Source organism: Pseudomonas sp. EL_65y_Pfl1_R83 (assembly GCF_963970695.1).
In the GTDB taxonomy this organism is placed as follows: domain Bacteria; phylum Pseudomonadota; class Gammaproteobacteria; order Pseudomonadales; family Pseudomonadaceae; genus Aquipseudomonas; species Aquipseudomonas tritici.
In genome coordinates this window covers 287854-306002 of sequence record NZ_CAXAQI010000006.1, presented here as the reverse complement: position 1 = coordinate 306002, position 18149 = coordinate 287854, and the positions used below count along the sequence as shown (strand labels likewise).

14 protein-coding genes are annotated in these 18149 nt (G+C 61.1%); 7 read left to right on the top strand and 7 right to left on the bottom strand.

The genetic code is table 11. The features are described from left to right. Nucleotides 1-54: 54 nt before the first annotated feature. The gene (locus AACY08_RS11700) at nt 55-687 is read right to left on the bottom strand and encodes a TetR family transcriptional regulator (protein WP_339414994.1); all 633 of its coding nucleotides are present in this window, start codon (nt 685-687) and stop codon (nt 55-57) included. A 286-nt stretch (nt 688-973) separates the two neighbouring features. Between AACY08_RS11700 and AACY08_RS11695 the strand changes: the two genes are divergently transcribed. The 7 genes from AACY08_RS11695 to AACY08_RS11665 all read left to right on the top strand — a co-directional run bounded on the left by AACY08_RS11695 (nt 974) and on the right by AACY08_RS11665 (nt 12761). Continuing rightward, a complete protein-coding gene (locus tag AACY08_RS11695) occupies nt 974-2122 on the top strand; it encodes an efflux RND transporter periplasmic adaptor subunit (RefSeq protein WP_339469547.1) in 1149 nt (382 codons plus the stop codon). Between the two features lie 3 nt (nt 2123-2125). Further along, nucleotides 2126-5287 (top strand): efflux RND transporter permease subunit, encoded by a 3162-nt coding sequence (locus AACY08_RS11690; RefSeq protein ID WP_339469546.1) that lies wholly within the window; start codon nt 2126-2128, stop codon nt 5285-5287. Beyond that, the gene (gene adeC / locus AACY08_RS11685; RefSeq protein ID WP_339469545.1) at nt 5284-6741 is read left to right on the top strand and encodes an AdeC/AdeK/OprM family multidrug efflux complex outer membrane factor; all 1458 of its coding nucleotides are present in this window, start codon (nt 5284-5286) and stop codon (nt 6739-6741) included. The genes AACY08_RS11690 and adeC overlap by 4 nt, the downstream gene beginning before the upstream one ends. 182 nt (nt 6742-6923) lie before the next feature. After that, nucleotides 6924-8621 carry a molecular chaperone HscC gene (locus tag AACY08_RS11680; RefSeq protein WP_339469543.1) on the top strand — a complete coding sequence of 566 codons (1698 nt, stop codon included), beginning with the start codon at nt 6924-6926 and terminating at the stop codon, nt 8619-8621. Between the two features lie 11 nt (nt 8622-8632). Continuing rightward, a complete protein-coding gene (locus AACY08_RS11675; protein WP_339469541.1) occupies nt 8633-10249 on the top strand; it encodes a J domain-containing protein in 1617 nt (538 codons plus the stop codon). A 142-nt stretch (nt 10250-10391) separates the two neighbouring features. Next, a complete protein-coding gene (locus tag AACY08_RS11670; RefSeq protein WP_339469539.1) occupies nt 10392-11642 on the top strand; it encodes an OprD family porin in 1251 nt (416 codons plus the stop codon). Between the two features lie 219 nt (nt 11643-11861). Beyond that, entirely contained in the window at nt 11862-12761 is a 900-nt protein-coding gene (locus tag AACY08_RS11665) for a polysaccharide deacetylase family protein (RefSeq protein ID WP_339469594.1), read from the top strand. Nucleotides 12762-12809: 48 nt separating this feature from the next. On the opposite strand, the gene pcaC is transcribed toward AACY08_RS11665, so the two are convergent. The 6 genes from pcaC to pcaH all read right to left on the bottom strand — a co-directional run bounded on the left by pcaC (nt 12810) and on the right by pcaH (nt 18142). Continuing rightward, on the bottom strand, nt 12810-13208 hold the full coding sequence (gene pcaC / locus AACY08_RS11660) for a 4-carboxymuconolactone decarboxylase (RefSeq protein WP_339469538.1): 399 nt from the start codon (nt 13206-13208) through the stop codon (nt 12810-12812). 17 nt (nt 13209-13225) lie between these two features. Then, nucleotides 13226-14029, bottom strand: coding sequence for a 3-oxoadipate enol-lactonase (gene pcaD / locus AACY08_RS11655; RefSeq protein ID WP_339469537.1), 804 nt, complete (start codon nt 14027-14029; stop codon nt 13226-13228). Nucleotides 14030-14039: 10 nt separating this feature from the next. Then, nucleotides 14040-15395: a 3-carboxy-cis,cis-muconate cycloisomerase gene (locus AACY08_RS11650; RefSeq protein WP_339469536.1), complete on the bottom strand. Its 1356-nt coding sequence runs from the start codon at nt 15393-15395 to the stop codon at nt 14040-14042. 10 nt (nt 15396-15405) lie between these two features. Next, nucleotides 15406-16701 (bottom strand): MFS family transporter, encoded by a 1296-nt coding sequence (locus AACY08_RS11645; RefSeq protein ID WP_339415005.1) that lies wholly within the window; start codon nt 16699-16701, stop codon nt 15406-15408. A gap of 168 nt (nt 16702-16869) precedes the next feature. Further along, on the bottom strand, nt 16870-17436 hold the full coding sequence (gene pcaG, locus AACY08_RS11640; RefSeq protein WP_339469534.1) for a protocatechuate 3,4-dioxygenase subunit alpha: 567 nt from the start codon (nt 17434-17436) through the stop codon (nt 16870-16872). Nucleotide 17437: 1 nt separating this feature from the next. Then, entirely contained in the window at nt 17438-18142 is a 705-nt protein-coding gene (gene pcaH / locus AACY08_RS11635) for a protocatechuate 3,4-dioxygenase subunit beta (RefSeq protein ID WP_339469532.1), read from the bottom strand. Nucleotides 18143-18149: the final 7 nt, after the last annotated feature.

Genomic DNA, 18149 nt, shown 5'->3' with positions numbered 1-18149 from the left:
GACCATCCTTACGCTTTACTGTTGACACAACCTGATGCAATTACGCATTTTGTCTCAGTTGCGCAGGCTGGGGCTCCAGCGCAGCATGTCCAGCCCTGCGTCCACCCAGCGCTCGGCTTCCTGATGTAGCTGGAAGCTGTCGGGGACCAGCAGCCATTGGCCGATCAGCCCGTTGATGTAGGCGTGGATACACACCGCGCCACGGGTGGTGTCGAGGTTTTCCGGAAGCTGCCCGCGATGGACCGCGTTACGCAACGTCAGGCTGATGCGCAGGTTGCATTCCAGGCTGTGGGTCTGACGCTGACGGCGCATGTCGCACATTTCATCGGTGAATTCGCACTTATGGAACAAGATCTCGTTGATGCGCCGGGTTTTCGGGTCCAAGGCCACTTGATGGAACAAATGAATCAGCAGCTTGCGCATGCAGCCCAGCGGGTCGAGTTCGTCCTCGCTTTCACTGGCCCTGGCCAATTCGTCCAGCGGCTCATGAAGGGTATCGAGCAGCGCCTGCAGCAAATCGGATTTGTTGCTGAAATGCCAGTAGATAGCACCCCGAGTCACACCCGCCAGCGCGGCGATGTCAGCCAGCGTAGTGCGCGCAACGCCGCGCTCATAGAAGGCTTGCTCGGCGGCTTGGAGGATCTGGCTGCGCGTTTCCTGAGCTTCCTCTTTAGTGCGACGAACCATGGCAGTAAAACCTCAATCAGGACACTTGAGACTATCGTTAAGCCAGAATTAATAGCCGGTAACGATCATCTGAATATTTGTGGGACGACACCGTCATGGGTGCCGAACGTAATGGAATCGAGGCTTTGGGCGTTGCTTTGTCAGCATTGCGCAGAACCTGTCAAGAGTTTACAAACAACCATGAACGTAAGTATATTGCGTAGCAAGCTACTTATCCACTCGCCGTTTGCTTTTTACCTTTCCACACTGCTGGTGCGCACTCTGCGCGCCTGACCCGAGGATCTTCATGCAACTTAAGCCAGCTGTTACCGCTCTGGTCACTGCCGTCGCCCTGGCATCGCTGCTCAGCGGATGTAAAAAGGAAGAAGCGGCTCCGCCCGCTCAAACCCCTCAGGTCGGCGTGGTCACCATTCAACCGCAAGCCTTTACCCTGACAACCGAGCTGCCAGGCCGTACTACCGCCTACCGCATCGCGGAAGTTCGCCCGCAGGTCAACGGCATCATTCTCAAGCGCCTGTTCAAGGAAGGCGCGGACGTGAAGGAAGGGCAACAGCTCTACCAGATCGACCCATCGGTGTATGAAGCCACTCTGAAAAGCGCGCAAGCCACGCTGACCCAGACCAAATCCATCACCGACCGCTACAAGCAGTTGGTCGATGAGCAAGCCGTGAGCCGTCAGGAATACGACACCGCCGTCGCCAACCGCATGACCGCAGAAGCAAACGTTCAAACCGCGCAGATCAATGTGCGTTACACCAAGGTGTACGCGCCGATCGCCGGTCGCATCGGCCGTTCTTTGGTCACCGAAGGCGCGCTGGTCAGCAACGGCCAAGCCGACTCCATGGCCGTCATCCAGCAACTCGACCCGATCTACGTCGACGTCACGCAGTCTTCGGTAGAAATGCTGAAACTGCGCCGCGACCTGGAAAGCGGCCAGCTGGAAAAAGCCGGCGCCAATGCCGCCAAGGTCAAGCTGACCCTGGAAGACGGCAGCGACTACGGCCAGGATGGCAAGCTGGAATTCTCCGAAGTGTCGGTTGACCAGACCACCGGTTCCGTGACCCTGCGCGCCGTGTTCCCCAACCCTGACCACACCCTGCTGCCTGGCATGTTCGTACACGCCCAGTTGAAAGCCGGCGTGAACAGCAAGGCGATCCTGGCTCCGCAACAAGGCGTAACCCGCGACCTCAAAGGCATCCCGACGGCCCTGATCGTCAATGCCGACAACAAGGTCGAGCAGCGCGTCCTGGTCGCCAACCGCACCGTCGGCGCCTACTGGCTGGTGGAAAAAGGCTTGAACGCCGGTGACCGTGTGATCACCGAAGGCTTGCAGTACGTCAAGCCTGGCGCCGAAGTCAAGGTTAAGGAGGCGGATAACGCCAAGCCTGCTGGAACGGTTGCTGCTCCTGCTGCCACTACGGGCAAAGGGGAGTAATTCATGTCGAAATTTTTTATCGACCGTCCCATTTTCGCCTGGGTAATTGCCCTGGTGATCATGCTGGTCGGGGCACTGTCGATCCTGAAGTTGCCCATCAACCAATATCCGGCCATCGCGCCAACCGCCATCGACATCCAGGTGACCTACCCAGGCGCGTCCGCACAAACCGTGCAGGACACCGTGGTGCAGGTGATCGAGCAACAGCTCAACGGTATCGACAACCTGCGTTATGTCGCCTCGGACAGTAACTCCGACGGCAGCATGACCATCACCGCGACGTTCAACCAGGGTACCAACCCGGACATCGCCCAGGTTCAGGTGCAGAACAAACTGAACCTGGCGACCCCACTGCTGCCGCAAGAAGTGCAGCAGCAGGGTATCCGCGTGACCAAGTCGGTGAAGAACTTCCTGATGGTGATTGGGCTGGTGTCGGAAGACGGCAGCATGAACAAGGACGACCTGTCCAACTACATCGTGTCCAACATCCAGGACCCGATCTCGCGGACCGCGGGTGTCGGTGACTTCCAGGTGTTCGGTTCGCAGTACGCCATGCGTATCTGGCTGGACCCGGCCAAGCTGAACAACTTCCAGTTGACCCCGGTCGATGTCAGCACGGCCATCTCCGCACAGAACGTCCAGGTCGCCACCGGCCAGTTGGGCGGCCTGCCTGCCCTACCCGGCAACCAGCTGAACGCAACCATCATCGGCAAGACCCGTCTGCAAACCGCAGAGCAATTCGGCAACATCCTGATGAAGGTGAACACCGACGGCTCCCAGGTTCGCCTGCGTGATGTGGCCCGTATCGAACTGGGTGGCCAGAACTACAGCATCAGCGCGCAGTTCAACGGTAATCCGGCTTCCGGTATGGCGATCAAGCTCGCTTCGGGTGCTAACGCCCTCGACACCGCCAAGGCTATCCGCGCCACAGTGGCGTCCCTGGAGCCGTTCTTCCCGCCAGGCATGAAGGCGGTGGTGCCGTATGACACCACGCCTGTAGTGACCGAATCGATCTCCGGCGTGGTGCACACCCTGGTCGAAGCGATCGTGCTGGTGTTCCTGGTGATGTTCCTGTTCCTGCAGAACTTCCGCGCCACCATCATCACCACCATGACGGTGCCGGTGGTATTGCTGGGTACCTTCGGGATCCTCGCGGCGTTCGGCTTCACCATCAACACCCTGACCATGTTCGGCATGATCCTGGCCATCGGCTTGCTGGTGGACGATGCCATCGTGGTGGTGGAAAACGTTGAGCGGGTAATGGCCGAGGAACACCTGTCGCCGAAAGAGGCGACGGTCAAGTCCATGGGCCAGATCCAGGGCGCCCTGGTGGGTATTGCCCTGGTGCTGTCGGCGGTACTGTTGCCGATGGCCTTCTTTGGCGGCTCCACCGGTGTGATCTACAAACAGTTCTCCATCACCATTGTTTCGGCCATGGCGCTGTCGGTACTGGTTGCCCTGATCTTCACCCCGGCCTTGTGCGCCACCTTGCTCAAGCCGATCGACCCTGAAAAACACGGCCAACCCAAGCGCGGTTTCTTCGGCTGGTTCAACCGCACCTTCGACCGTGGCGTACTGAGCTACGAGCGCGGCGTGGGCAACATGATCAAGCACAAGATCCCGGCGTTCCTGGTGTACGCACTGATCTTCGCCGGCATGATCTGGCTGTTCATGCGCATCCCTGCCGCGTTCCTGCCCGATGAGGACCAGGGCGTGATCTTTGCCCAGGTGCAGACGCCTGTGGGTTCTTCGGCTGAACGTACGCAGAAAGTCATCGATGACATGCGTAGATACCTGCTCAATGACAAGGAAGGCGAGCCTGGCGAAGGCAAAGGCGTGAAATCGGTGTTTACCGTAACCGGCTTCAACTTCGCCGGTCGTGGCCAGAGTTCGGGCCTGGCCTTCGTGATGCTCAAGCCGTGGGATGAACGTGATGCGTCCACCTCCGTGTTTGAAATCGCCAAGCGCGCCCAGGGTTACTTCATGCAGACCTTCCAGGACGCCATGGTATTCGCCATTGTGCCGCCGTCTGTTCTGGAGCTGGGTAACGCCACCGGTTTCGACGTGTTCCTGCAAGACCAGGGCGGTGTCGGCCATGAGAAGTTGATGGCGGCCCGTAACCAGTTCCTGGGCATGGCTGCCCAGAGCAAGATCCTCGCGGGTGTGCGCCCCAACGGCGTGAACGATGAGCCGCAGTATGAGCTCACCGTCGACGACGAGAAGGCCAGCGCCCAGGGCATCACGTTGTCGAACATCAATCAGACCCTGGCAATTGCCTTGGGTGGCAGCTACGTCAACGACTTCATCGACCGTGGTCGGGTGAAGAAAGTCTACGTGCAAGGTGAAGCCGCCAGCCGCATGTCGCCTGAAGACCTGAACAAATGGTACGTGCGCAGCGACTCCGGGAAGATGGTGCCGCTGTCGGCCATCGCCTCGGGCAAGTGGATCTACGGCTCGCCGAAGCTCTCGCGCTATAACGGTGTGGCGGCGATGGAAATCCTCGGCACCCCGGCACCGGGCTACAGCACCGGTGACGCCATGACGGAAGTCGAACGCATCGCCAAGCAATTGCCGGCGGGTATCGGCTACGCCTGGACGGGCTTGTCGTACGAAGAACGCTTGTCCGGTTCCCAGGCACCTGCGCTGTACGCTTTGTCGCTGCTCGTGGTGTTCCTGTGCCTGGCGGCACTGTACGAAAGCTGGTCGATCCCGATTGCGGTGGTACTCGTAGTGCCGCTGGGCGTGGTGGGTGCGTTGATCGCCACCAGCATGCGCGGGTTGTCCAACGACGTGTTCTTCCAGGTGGGCCTGTTGGTGACGGTGGGCCTGGCGGCGAAAAACGCCATCCTGATCGTGGAGTTCGCCAAAGAGCTTCACGAACAGGGCAAAGGCATCGTCGAGGCGGCCATCGAGGCGTCCCGTATGCGTCTGCGTCCGATCATCATGACCTCCATGGCGTTCATCCTCGGCGTACTGCCGCTGGCGATCTCCTCAGGCGCAGGTTCAGGCAGCCAGCACGCGATCGGTACCGGTGTAATTGGCGGTATGATCACGGCCACAGTGTTGGCGATCTTCTGGGTGCCGTTGTTCTTTGCAACCGTGTCCGCCATCGGCGACCGTAAACCGAAAGAAACCAAGCAAACTCCTAAAGAGGCTGGCCAATGAGCAAGTCGCTACTTTCCCTAGCCGTCACGGCATTCGTGCTCAGTGGCTGCTCGCTGATACCTGACTATCAGCGCCCCGAAGCGCCAGTGGCCGCGCAGTTCCCGCAGGGGCCAGCGTATTCGTCGGCCCAGGCACCGAGCCAGGCCGCTGCCGAACAAGGCTGGAAGCAGTTTTTCCATGACCCTGCCCTGCAACAGTTGATCCAGACCGCGCTGGTGAACAACCGTGACCTGCGCGTTGCGGCCCTGAACATCGACGCCTACGCGGCGCAGTACAGCATCCAGCGTGCCGACCTGTTCCCGGCCGTATCGGCCAATGGCAGCGGCAGCCGCCAGCGTGTGCCGGCCCGTGCCTCGCAGACCGGCAAAGCGAACATCACCAGCCAATACTCGGCCACCCTCGGGATCAGCTCTTATGAGCTGGACCTGTTCGGTCGCGTACGCAGCCTGAGTGAAGAAGCGCTGCAGAAGTACTTCGCCACTGAAGAAGCACGCCGCAGCACCCAGATCAGCCTGGTGGCCAGCGTGGCCAATGCCTACCTGACCTGGCAAGCCGATAAGGAACTGCTCAAGCTGACCCAGGACACCCTGGGCGCCTTCGAGCAGAGCTTCAAGCTCACCTCGCGCAGCAACGAAGTCGGCGTGACCTCGGCCCTCGACCTGAGCCAGGCACGCACCTCGGTGGAAAACGCCCGCGTGCAGCTTGCCCGGTATACGCGCCAGGTGGCCCAGGACGAAAACAGCCTGACCCTGCTGCTGGGCACTGGCCTGCCGGCGAATATCGCCAGCAAGCCGCTGTCGGATGACCTGCTCAGCGAAGTGCCGGCCGGGTTGCCCTCGGACCTGCTGCAACGTCGTCCAGACATCCTGCAGGCCGAGTACAACCTCAAGGCGGCCAACGCCAACATCGGCGCCGCCCGTGCTGCGTTCTTCCCGAGCATCAGCTTGACGGCCAACGCCGGCACCCTGAGCCCGGACCTCGGCGGCCTGTTCAAAGGCGGCTCGGGCACCTGGTCGTTCGCTCCGCAGATCAACATCCCGATCTTCAACGCCGGCAGCCTGCGCGCCAGCCTGGACTACTCGAAGATCCAGAAAGAGATCAACGTGGCGAACTACGAGAAGGCGATCCAGACCGGCTTCCAGGAAGTCTCCGACGGCCTCGCCGCGCGTGAGACCTACAAGCAGCAACTGGAGGCCCAGCGTGGCTTTGTCGCGGCCAACCAGGATTACTACCGCCTGGCCGAGCGTCGCTACCGCATTGGTGTCGACAGCAACCTGACGTTCCTTGACGCTCAGCGCCAACTGTTCAGTGCCCAGCAGTCGCTGATCACCGACCGCCTGGCGCAGTTGAACAGCGAGGTCAACCTGTACAAGGCCCTCGGCGGCGGCTGGAACGAGCAGAGCGCGAAGAACGAGCCGTTGAAAGAAGAAGCACCGGCACTGAAGTTGTTCTGATGCGGTTGTAAAAAAGTAACGCCGCTGTAAACAAAACCGCTTCCCTCACCGGAAGCGGTTTTTTTATGCCTGATGGGTGGCGTAGTGAGCGGGCTCAAACGCCCATTGCCTTGCTTTTCGCCCAACCTTTCAGGATAAAATTGGTCACAGATTCTTACAGACCACAGAGGGAGCTTGTCGTAATGATCGTAGGAATCGACCTGGGGACCACCAACAGTCTCGCCGCTGTCTGGCGCGGTGATACCGCCGAATTGGTACCCAATGCCCTTGGCCAGTTGCTGACCCCAAGCGTGGTCGGTCTGGATGATCAAGGCCGTGTCCTGGTAGGCCAGGCTGCCAAAGAACGCCTGCACACTCACCCGCACCTGACCACGTCGTTGTTCAAGCGCTACATGGGCAGTGCCACCGAAGTGCGCCTGGGCGGCCGCTCATTCCGTCCGGAAGAACTTTGCGCACTGGTGCTCAAAAGCCTGAAGGAAGACATCGGGCGCACCTACGGCCATACCGTCACCGAAGCCGTGATCAGCGTGCCCGCCTATTTCAGCGACGGCCAACGCAAGGCCACACGCATCGCCGGTGAACTGGCCGGGCTCAACGTCGAAAAACTGATCAACGAACCCACCGCTGCCGCCCTCGCCTATGGCCTGCATCAGCGCGACAAGGAAACCTCGTTCCTGGTCTTTGACCTCGGTGGCGGTACCTTCGACGTGTCGATCATTGAGTTGTTCGACGGCGTGATGGAAGTCCGTGCCAGTGCCGGCGACAACTTCCTCGGCGGCGAAGACTTCGACACCCTGCTGCTGGAACACTTCGTCGACAGCCAGCGCAACGCCCAAGGCTTCCCGCCCACCAGCAGCGTACTGCAAGCCCTGCGCCGCGAAGCTGAACGCGTGCGCAAGGCCCTTGGGCAGGACGACAGCGCCGACTTCGCTCTGCGTGTCGATGGCCAGCAATGGGTAAAAACCATTACCCAACAGGAACTGGCCAAGCTCTACACGCCGCTGCTGGAACGCCTGCGCGCACCGATCGAACGGGCCCTGCGTGATGCGCGGATTCGTGTGGGCGACCTGGATGAAATCCTGCTGGTGGGCGGTACCACGCGCATGCCGCTGGTGCGCAAACTCGCCGCCGGTTTGTTCGGACGTTTCCCGTCCATCAGTCTCGACCCGGACCAAGTGGTCGCCCATGGCGCTGCGATCCAGGCGGCGCTCAAAGCCCGCTCCGCCGCATTGGAAGAAGTGGTGCTGACCGACGTCTGCCCCTACACCCTGGGCATCGAAACCTCTAACCAGTACGGTAGCCATATCGAGAGCGGCCATTACCTGCCGCTGATCGAACGCAACAGCAGCGTGCCGGTGAGCAGGGTCAAAAGCGTGGTCACCCTGTCTGACGACCAGGCCCGCGTACTGCTGAAGATCTACCAAGGCGAAAGCCGCCTGGTCAAAGACAACATCGAGCTGGGCCAACTGGAAATTCCCGTGCCCAAGCGCAAGGCCGGTGAAGTCTCGCTGGACGTGCGCTTCACTTACGACAACAACGGCCTGCTGGAAGCCCAGGTGAGCATTCCGCTGACCGGCGAGCAACATTCGCTGGTGATCGAGAACAACCCTGGCGTGCTCAGCCCCGAAGAGATCCAGCAACGCCTGCAAGCCCTGGCGCAGTTGAAGGTTCACCCGCGCGACCAACAGGTCAATACCGTACTCACCGCGCGGCTCGAGCGGCTCTACCAGGAAAGCCTCGGCGAACTTCGCGAGCAGCTTGGGCACTGGGCCGGGCAGTTCCAACAGGTGCTCGACTCCCAGGATGAACGCCGCATCCGTGAAGCCCGCAGCGAACTGACCCGGCAACTTGAGCAACTCGACAACGGGTTCTGGCGCTGAGGGAACACACCATGGATTGCTGGACCGTGCTGCAACTGTCGGAAGACGCTGACGAGCGCACCATCAAGCGCAGCTATGCGCGGCTGCTGAAAAGCTGCCGGCCGGATGACGATGCCGCAGGCTTCCAGCGATTGCGCGAAGCCTATGAAGAAGCACTGGCCTACGCACGCTGGCGAGCCGACTGCGAAGAACAGCCAAACATCGCCGCAACGCCCGCTGCCGAACAGGCCTACGGTAACCTCAACGACCTCGCCGAGTTGATGGACGTCAGCGTCCTGCACCCAGCCCCTTTCGAAGCGCCCAAGGCCGACCCGGCGCATGCCCTGCTCAGTGGACTCAACGTCAGCAACTTCATCGAACGCTGGAACCTGGCCAATCAGCAGGACTGCACCGACGCTTTCCAGGTTGGCTTGCTGCGCCACTGCTTTGAAGCACCGGGCGAACGCAGTCCTATCGCCCAATGGGCGGTACAAAACCTGGAATGGCTGACCCCGTGGCAGCAGGTGGCAATGACCACTTGGCAATACGATGCGCTGACCAGCGAACTGCTGCAGGACTACCGCCACACCTTGCAGGAACTGCTGGAGCAAAAGGCCGAGCGCGAGTTCATCACCCAGCTCACGCAGTACAACAACCAGCCCTGGCTAAGGGTGTTCGACCTGCAGCAGCAGTGGCAACGCATCATCCTGCACCTGCTCCACGACACCACCTGGAGCGTGCCGCTGTTCGAGCGGGTGTGCCAGGTGTTTGGTTGGGACGACCAGAAAGGCGTCTACCCGGAACCGGCGTGGATGTGGCGCGAATTGGTGTCGCGTTGTGAGCAGGAAAGTTTCTATGTTCACCTGCAAGACAAAGCCCAGGACAAACGACGCACGTCCGCCGATGCCTTCGCCGCGCGCCTGCTGCTGACCCCCATGAGCGCCACCCAACAAAAACGCATGATCGACGGGTTTGGCGAAAACGAGTGGAACGCCTGCCAGCACTTGGCTCAAACCCTGACCTGGCGCTACCCGCAATTGGTTGAACGCCTGCCCCAGGCCGACCTGTTCTTCTGGCGCAAGTACGTGCCCCGCCCCATCTACACCCAGGTGTTTATCCGGCTGTGGGCCGTGTTCGCGCTGGGGTTTGGCCTGAGCATTGCGCACGACAAACCCGACAACCTTGACGGGATGTCGGTGGTCATTTTCATGCTGATGGCATTCGTACCGGCGGCCATTGGCTTCCGCGTCACCCAACTGTGGTCCGGGATGAGCTCAACCTACCGGGTTCAGGATGTGTGGCTGAGCCAGCACCTGATTCCCAAGCGGCTCAACCCCAATGACTACTGGCTGGTGATTCGCCATGGTGTACCACAGGCGATCATGCTGGTGGCATGCGGGTTGATGCTCGGCGTGCTGGGCATGCTCACCTACGCCGGTATGGTCCTGATCAACCTGCAGCACAAAAAACGCATCGGCCACATGAGCCAGAAATTCAGCGAAGGTTACCCGTGGTTGAACGGCTTGCACTGGGCCTTCTGGAGCCCGTTGCAAGCGGTGTTCCTGGTGGTGATGGTCGCATTAATCATTGCTGCGCAGCACTACTTGCCGCCAGTGCCCTGGACCCACTTCGATCTGCCCAAGCGATAACCGGAAATGCCGGGACTGAGCGCCCGCCAACTTGCGTTCGCTCATCGCCCACAACCCGTCCTCCCCCAATTGAATCGCCCCCGCACCGCCCCGCACCATGGCCGCCACCTGCATAAACCCAATAACAACAGGTCCTTACGCCATGAGCACTTTCCGCCCGCGCCAGCTCCTGCTGGCAACCGCTGTCGCCAGCCTTGCCCTGCCCGTTGTCGCCGAAGAACACGGCTTTCTCGAAGACGCCAGCGCCAACCTCAACCTGCGTAACTTTTTCTTCAACCGCAACTTCACCAACCCCACCAAAACACAGGGCGGTGCGCAGGAGTGGACGCAGAGTTTCATCCTCGACGCCAAGTCCGGCTTTACCCAGGGCACCGTGGGGTTTGGCGTGGATGTGCTGGGGCTGTATTCGTTGAAGCTGGACGGTGGGCGCGGTACCGGCGGTACGCAGCTGTTGCCGTTGGACCATGATGGCCGCCCTGCGGATGAATTCGGGCGCCTTGGTGTAGCGTTCAAGGCGCGCATTTCCAAGACCGAAGTGAAGGTCGGCGAATGGATGCCGGTGCTGCCTATCCTGCGCTCGGACGATGGTCGCTCCCTGCCGCAAACCTTGCGCGGCGGGCAGATCACCTCCAGGGAAATCGACGGCCTGACCCTCTACGGCGGCCAGTTCCGCGCCAACAGCCCGCGTGACGACAGCAGCATGACCGACATGTCGATGGCCGGTAAAACCGCGTTCACTTCCGACCGCTTCAACTTCCAGGGCGGCGAGTACGCGTTCAATGACAAACGCACGCAGATCGGCCTGTGGAGCGCGCAGCTCAAGGACATCTACAGCCAGCAGTTCGTTAACCTGACCCACAGCCAGCCGTTGGGCGACTGGACCCTGGGCGCCAACCTTGGCTTTTTCTATGGCAAGGACGACGGCAGCGCCCGCGCAGGCGAGCTGGACAACAAGACCTGGTCCGGCCTGTTCTCGGCCAAGTACGGCGGCAACACCTTCTATGTCGGCCTGCAAAAACTCACCGGCGACAGCGCCTGGATGCGCGTCAACGGCACCAGCGGCGGCACCCTGGCCAACGACAGCTACAACTCGAGCTACGACAACGCCCAAGAGAAATCCTGGCAGGTGCGTCACGACTACAACTTCGCCACCCTCGGCGTGCCCGGGCTGACCCTGATGAATCGCTATATCAGCGGCAGCAATGTGCACACCGGGACGATCACTGATGGCAAGGAATGGGGCCGCGAAAGCGAATTGGGCTACACCGTGCAAAGCGGCGCCGCGAAAAACCTGACAGTGCGCCTGCGCAATTCGAGCATGCGGCGTGACTACAGCAACAATGAGTTTGATGAGAATCGGTTGATCATCAGCTATCCGATCAGTCTGCTGTAAACCCGAATGACATGTATCGGGGAACGATCTGACGTGTCCGACCGATTCCAAGAGACAGGGTCAACACCTGGCTCCGCGAAAAGGACAATACATGGACTGACGCCGATCAACGCTCGCCTGTCAGACTGTAACCTCACACAGCCGATCTTGCTGTATCGTGCGCGCCTGCCGCTGCTGATCCCACCCAACAGCGGCCTTCTATTTGAGCCCGCGCCCGCCATGAAATCCTTCGCCATCGCATCCGCCATGCTAGCCCTGGCCCTGAGCCTCAGCGGCTGCATCGGCGCCCCCATCGCCCTCACACCGCAGACCGAACAACGCCTGCAAGCTCAGGCGCCGATCCGCTTTCTACTGACCTTCGATGACGGCCCCAGCGCATCGGGCTACAACAACCCGAGCCGTTCGGTGGTGGCCGACCTGGCGCAGAACCCGGTATTGCCGGGGATCAAGGCGGTGTTTTTCCTGCAAACCGAAGCAGCCCGCTCCGGTGGCAGTTCGCGGGGCCGCAAGACGATGGAGCGTGAGTACGCGGGCGGGCATATCCTGGCCTTCCACACGGCCACGGCGTTTCATACCAACCATCGTTGGCTGAATGACGCGACACTTGAAAGCACCCTCACCCAGGGCGCCGCCGACATTGCCGCCATCACCGGTGCACCGCCCACACTGGTACGTCCACCGTTCTGGAACTACGACCGCCGCACCTTCGCCGCCTACAAGCGCCATGGCATGCACGTGTTGTTGACCGACCTGAGCGCCAATGACGGCAAGATCTGGGGCTTCAATGGCAGCCCACGGCGCCGGGCGAATGTGTATCGGCAACTGTCGGTGGTGCGCGAGCGCATCGCATTGGGGCAACTGCCGACCGTGGACGGCGTGATACCGGTGGTGGTGACGTTCCACGACATCAACCGCTATACCGCGATCCATATGCAGGAGTACTTGCAGATCCTGCTGGACAGCGCTCGCGTCACTGGCCTGAAGACGGCCGCTGCGCCGTTCTACACCAACACCGCGCAGCTTCAGCGCGCGGCGTTGGCAAGGACCGTGAAGGATGTGAGTGAAGAGGTGCATCTGCCGGGTGTGTGGAACTGGGTGTGGGATGCGGATTCCCACTGATTCCCGGTGCGATGGAGGCCAGCGCCCACATTTGATCGTATTTCAGGTTCAGGCTTGCTCGCGCGACTCCACCCCCAGCTCATCCCACACCGACTCAGCCAAATGGAACGTCGCATTCGCCGCCGGAATCCCGCAGTAGATCGCGCTCTGCATCAGCACTTCCTTGATCTCGGCGCGGGTCACGCCATTGCTGGCCGCGGCGCGCAGGTGCAGCTTGAGTTCTTCGCTGCGGTTCATGCCGATCAGCATGGCGATGGTGATCAGGCTGCGGGTGTGCCGAGGCAGGCCGGGACGGGTCCAGATATCACCCCAGGCATGGCGGGTGATCATTTCCTGGAACTCACTGTTGAACTCGGTCAGGGCATTGAGGCTGCGGTCGACATGGGCATCACCCAGCACTTCGCGACGCACTTGCAGGCCTTCGGCATAACGTTGTTTCTCGTCCACAAAAAACTCCTGATTCACTAGGAAACGCGATCTGTAGTGCGTAAAAATTCGATGACGCGCTCGCTGAACGCAGCACCGGCCTGAACGTTGGACAAATGCGCTGCGTAGAACTCAGCGTACTCGGCACCCTGCACATGGTTCTGGATAAAGTGGCTGCCCGCAGGCGGTGTGACTGCGTCTTCAGTGCCGGTAATCGCCAGGGTCGGCACTTTGATCAAGGCCAGTTGGTCGCGAAAATCCGCATCCCGCACCGCTGCGCAGTTGGCGGCGTAACCCTCAGGCGAGGTCGCCGCAAGCATGTCGGTAATCTGCCGGGCCTGGTGCGGGTTGGCCGCCGCAAAGTCGGCGGTAAACCAGCGCGCAATCGACGCATCGCGCAGGGCCACCATCGCCGCTGCGCCATCGCGCAGCACCCTCTCTATGCGTGGGTTCCAAACGTCGGGCGTGCCGATCTTGGCGGCAGTGTTGCACAGCACCAGGCGGTGCAGGCGGCCGCCCGCGTTGATGCCCAGCCACTGGCCGATCAAGCCGCCCATGGACAAGCCGCAGAAATGTGCGCGTTGGATGGCCAGTGCGTCGAGCAGCGCGATCACGTCGCGACCGAGTTGCTCGATGCTGTAGGGCCCAGGACTGACCAAGGATTTGCCATGGCCACGGGTGTCAAAACGTAGCACGCGAAAATGTTTGGTGAAGACCGGGATCTGGATGTCCCACATGTGCAGGTCGGTGCCCAATGAGTTGGAAAGCACCAACACTGGCGCGTCCACAGGCCCGTCCAATTTGTAATGCAGTTCGCCCTCGGCGAGTTGTAAAAATGCCACGGTGGTCTCCTCAAGCAAAGTGTTCGGCTACAGCGCGGGTGACCCAGGTGCGGGCCTGGCCCAGGTAATGGGCGGGATCAAGCAAGCGGTCCAGTTCAGCCGCTGACAGCTCGGCGGTGACTTGCGGCTCATCCGCCAATACCGCGCGCAGATGCCGGCCTTCTGCGACGGCGCGTTTGCAGCATTGCTCCAGCAGATGGTGTGCAGTTTCACGGCCCAGGCGCTGGGCGAGCACGATGCTGACGGCTTCGGCCAGCACCAGGCCTTGGGTCAGGTCGAGGTTGTGCGCCATGCGTTGCGGGTCGACTTCCAACCCTTCGCTCACCAGCAAGGCCTGTTGCAACGCGCCGGAGACCAACCGGCAAATCTCCGGCAAGGTTTCCCATTCGGCATGCCACAGGCCCAGGCTGCGCTCGTGCTCCTGGGGCATGGCACCGAACATTGTCGCCACCAACCCGGGCACACGGGTCGCGGCGCTGATCAGCACTGCGGCGCCCACCGGGTTGCGCTTGTGCGGCATGGTCGATGAGCCGCCTTTGCCCGGCGCGGAGGGCTCAAAGAGCTCCGCCGCTTCGGTTTGCATCAGCAGGCTGATATCGCGGCCCAGTTTGCCGAGGCTGCCAGCGATCAGGCCAAGCACGCTCGCGAATTCCACCAGACGATCCCGTTGGGTGTGCCAGGGCTGTTCGGGCAAGGTCAGTTGCAGCTCTGTTGCCAGCGCCTCGGCCACCGGCATGGCCTGTTCGCCCAGCGCTGCGAGGGTTCCGGAGGCACCGCCGAATTGCAGCACCAGCAAGCGCGGTTTCAGTTCGGCGAGACGTTGCCGACTGCGCGTGACTGCCCCCAGCCAACCGGCGATTTTCATCCCCAGGGTCACCGGCGTCGCATGCTGCAACCAGGTCCGCCCAGCGAGTGGCAAGGCCGCATAGCGCTGGGCCTGGGTGGCAAGAATGTCGCCCAGGCGCGCCAGGTCCGTTTCGATCAACGCCATGGCCTGGCGCAGTTGCAGCACCAGCCCGGTGTCCATCACATCCTGGCTCGTCGCGCCCAGGTGCACATAACGTTCGGCGCCGGGGTCTTCAGCGGCAATCAACTTGCCCAATGCCTTCACCAACGGAATCGCCGAATTCCCCGCCGTGGCAATCGCCACGCCGAGGGCATCGACGTCATACAGCGACGCCAGGCACGCCTGGGCGATCGGTGCGACCGCGGCCTGGGGGATCAAACCGACCCGAGCCTCGGCCCGGGCCAACCCCGCCTCAAAATCCAGCATGCCCTGCAAACGTCCCCTGTCGCAGAACACCTCGGCCATGCTGTCCGCCGTGAAATAAGCGTCGAACAATTGATTGCTCGTGCGCAGCGTCATAGCTCATCCCTTAAAGATCGTGATGCAAGTACTCCGCCTGTTTAGGCAGGCGCAAGCTGAACAGGAAAGCCACTGCCATCATGCCGGTGACGTACCAGTAAAAAGTGTTTTCCATGCCCATGGATTTCAGGCCCAAGGCCACGTATTCCGCCGAACCGCCGAAGATCGCATTGGCCACCGCATAGGCCAGGCCCACACCCAATGCACGTACGTGCGGTGGGAACATTTCCGCTTTCACCAGGCCGCTGATAGAGGTATAGAAGCTGACAATGGCCAGCGCCAGGGAGATCAGCACAAAAGCCAGGAACGGGCTGGTCACGGTTTTCAGGGTCAGCAGGATCGGTACCGTGCACAGGGTGCCGAGGGCACCGAACCAGAGCATCGAGTTACGCCGGCCGATCTTGTCCGAAAGCATGCCGAACAGTGGCTGCATGCACATGTACACGAACAGCGCGCCGGTCATGATGTAGCTGGCGGTCTTGGCATGCATCCCGGCAGTGTTCACCAGGTACTTCTGCATGTAGGTGGTAAAGGTGTAGAAAATCAGCGAGCCGCCGGCGGTATAGCCGAGCACGGTGATAAACGCCGCCTTATGGTTGCGGAACAGCGCGGCGATGCTGCCGGCGTCCTTGTCCTGGCGCATTTCCTTACTGGCGGTTTCCTTCAGGGTGCGACGCAGCAGCAGCGAGATCATCGCCGCCACCGCGCCGATCACGAACGGAATCCGCCAGCCCCAGGCGCGCAATTCGTCTTCGGTGAGGATCTGTTGCAGGATCACCACCACCAGCACAGCCAGCAATTGCCCGCCGATCAGGGTTACGTACTGGAACGAGGCGAAGAAACCGCGCTGGCCCTTGAGCGCGACTTCACTCATATAGGTCGCGGTGGTGCCGTATTCGCCACCCACTGACAAGCCTTGGAAAAGTCGTGCCGCCAACAGCAACGCCGGGGCCCAGGCGCCGATGTCTTTGTAAGTCGGCAGGAAGGCAATGACCAGCGAGCCGGCGCACATCATCAGCACCGAGATCATCATCGAGTTCTTACGGCCGTGCTTGTCGGCCACCCTACCAAACAGCCAGCCGCCGATCGGCCGCATCAGGAACCCGGCGGCGAACACACCCGCAGTGTTGAGCAGTTGGACCGTGGGGTCGTCCGACGGGAAAAACGCTGGGGCGAAGTAGATGGCGCAGAAGGCGTAGACGTAGAAGTCGAACCATTCGACGAGGTTGCCGGACGAAGCACCGACAATCGCAAAAATCCGTTTGCTGCGTTCTTCTCCGGTGTAGTGACTGGTGGTTGTTGTCATGTTTTTTTCACTCAGTGGGAACGGTTATAGCCTAGACATACTTTGCAACAACCATGTTCCGCATTTGAAGCAGTTACAAGTTTCGAGCGGCAAGCTGCAAGAGAAGAGCGACAGCGATCGCCTGCTTTTCCTTGTAGCTTGCCGCTTGAAACTTGCCGCTGCTACCGATCAATAATCGAAGAACACCGTTTCCTTATTCGTCCCCTGCAACACCACATTCCACTGATGCACACCCGCCGCATCCGGCTTGGCAATCAAGGTGCTACGCCGCTCCGCCGGCACACACGCCAGCAACGGGTCATCCCCATTCATCGGCTCACCGTCAAAATAAATCCGCGTCAGCAGATGCTTCACCAACCCTCGCGCAAACACCAGCACCACCAAATGCGGCGCCTGAGTCGTGCCCTTCAACCCCGGCACGGCGCCCGGCTTGATGGTGGTAAAGCGAAATCGCCCTTCTGCATCCACCGGCACCCGGCCGAAACCTTCGAAGTTCGGGTCCAGCGCTTTGTCCTGCTCATCTTCGGGGTGGTCATATTTGCCGGCGGCGTTGGCCTGCCAGACTTCAAGCATGGCGTCGTTGACGACATCGCCGTTGCCATCCACCACTTGCCCGCTGATCGCCACACGCTCGCCAAGGGTGGCGGCCACGGTCAGGTCTTCGCGGTTCAGCCAGGTCAGGCCAATGTGGTAATAAGGCCCAACGGTGTGGGACGTGGTCGCGTTGAGTGTCATCTTATTTCTCCATCGGCGTGGCGTCGCGGCCGCGAAGGACAATGTCCCAACGGTAGCCGAGGGCGTAGTGCGGGACGGTTTTTTCCAGGTCGAAACGGGCGATCAGGCGTTCCTTGGCCGAGGTATCCGGCACGCAGTTGTAGATCGGGTCGTATTCCAACAGCGGGTCGCCGGGGAAGTACATCTGCGTGACCAGGCGCGTCAGCACACTCGGGCCAAACAGCGAAAAGTGGATATGCGCCGGGCGCCAGGCGTTGTGGTGATTGCCCCATGGGTAGGCACCGGGCTTGATGGTCTGGAACTGGTACCCGCCGTCAGCGTCGGTCACGGTGCGACCGGTGCCGGTGAAATTCGGGTCCAGCGGTGCATCGTGCAGGTCGCGTTTGTGGTTGTAGCGGCCGGCGGCGTTAGCCTGCCAGATTTCCACAAGAATGCCCGGCACCGGCAGGCCATTCTCGTCCAGCACGCGGCCGTGAATGATGATGCGCTCGCCCTGGGGCTCGCCCTCATGCTGGGCAGTGAGGTCATTGTCCTTCTCATTGATCCGCTCGGCGCCGATGGTCGGGCCGGTGATTTCCGACAAAGAGTGTGGCAAGAACACCAACGGCTGGGACGGCGAGCGCAGGTTTGTCGACTGGTAGGCCGGGTGCAGGTAATCAGGTTGGGTGCCCGCTTGCGGGCGTCGGTATCCGGGCTTGTCACTCATGGAACAA

Bases quoted from the DNA above. Each gene is read 5' to 3' on its own strand.
- AACY08_RS11700 (WP_339414994.1), bottom strand. From the start codon at position 687: ATGGTTCGTCGCACTAAAGAGGAAGCTCAGGAAACGCGCAGCCAGATC.
- AACY08_RS11695 (WP_339469547.1), top strand. From the start codon at position 974: ATGCAACTTAAGCCAGCTGTTACCGCTCTGGTCACTGCCGTCGCCCTG.
- AACY08_RS11690 (WP_339469546.1), top strand. From the start codon at position 2,126: ATGTCGAAATTTTTTATCGACCGTCCCATTTTCGCCTGGGTAATTGCC.
- adeC (WP_339469545.1), top strand. From the start codon at position 5,284: ATGAGCAAGTCGCTACTTTCCCTAGCCGTCACGGCATTCGTGCTCAGT.
- AACY08_RS11680 (WP_339469543.1), top strand. From the start codon at position 6,924: ATGATCGTAGGAATCGACCTGGGGACCACCAACAGTCTCGCCGCTGTC.
- AACY08_RS11675 (WP_339469541.1), top strand. From the start codon at position 8,633: ATGGATTGCTGGACCGTGCTGCAACTGTCGGAAGACGCTGACGAGCGC.
- AACY08_RS11670 (WP_339469539.1), top strand. From the start codon at position 10,392: ATGAGCACTTTCCGCCCGCGCCAGCTCCTGCTGGCAACCGCTGTCGCC.
- AACY08_RS11665 (WP_339469594.1), top strand. From the start codon at position 11,862: ATGAAATCCTTCGCCATCGCATCCGCCATGCTAGCCCTGGCCCTGAGC.
- AACY08_RS11650 (WP_339469536.1), bottom strand. From the start codon at position 15,395: ATGACGCTGCGCACGAGCAATCAATTGTTCGACGCTTATTTCACGGCG.
- AACY08_RS11645 (WP_339415005.1), bottom strand. From the start codon at position 16,701: ATGACAACAACCACCAGTCACTACACCGGAGAAGAACGCAGCAAACGG.
- pcaG (WP_339469534.1), bottom strand. From the start codon at position 17,436: ATGACACTCAACGCGACCACGTCCCACACCGTTGGGCCTTATTACCAC.
- pcaH (WP_339469532.1), bottom strand. From the start codon at position 18,142: ATGAGTGACAAGCCCGGATACCGACGCCCGCAAGCGGGCACCCAACCT.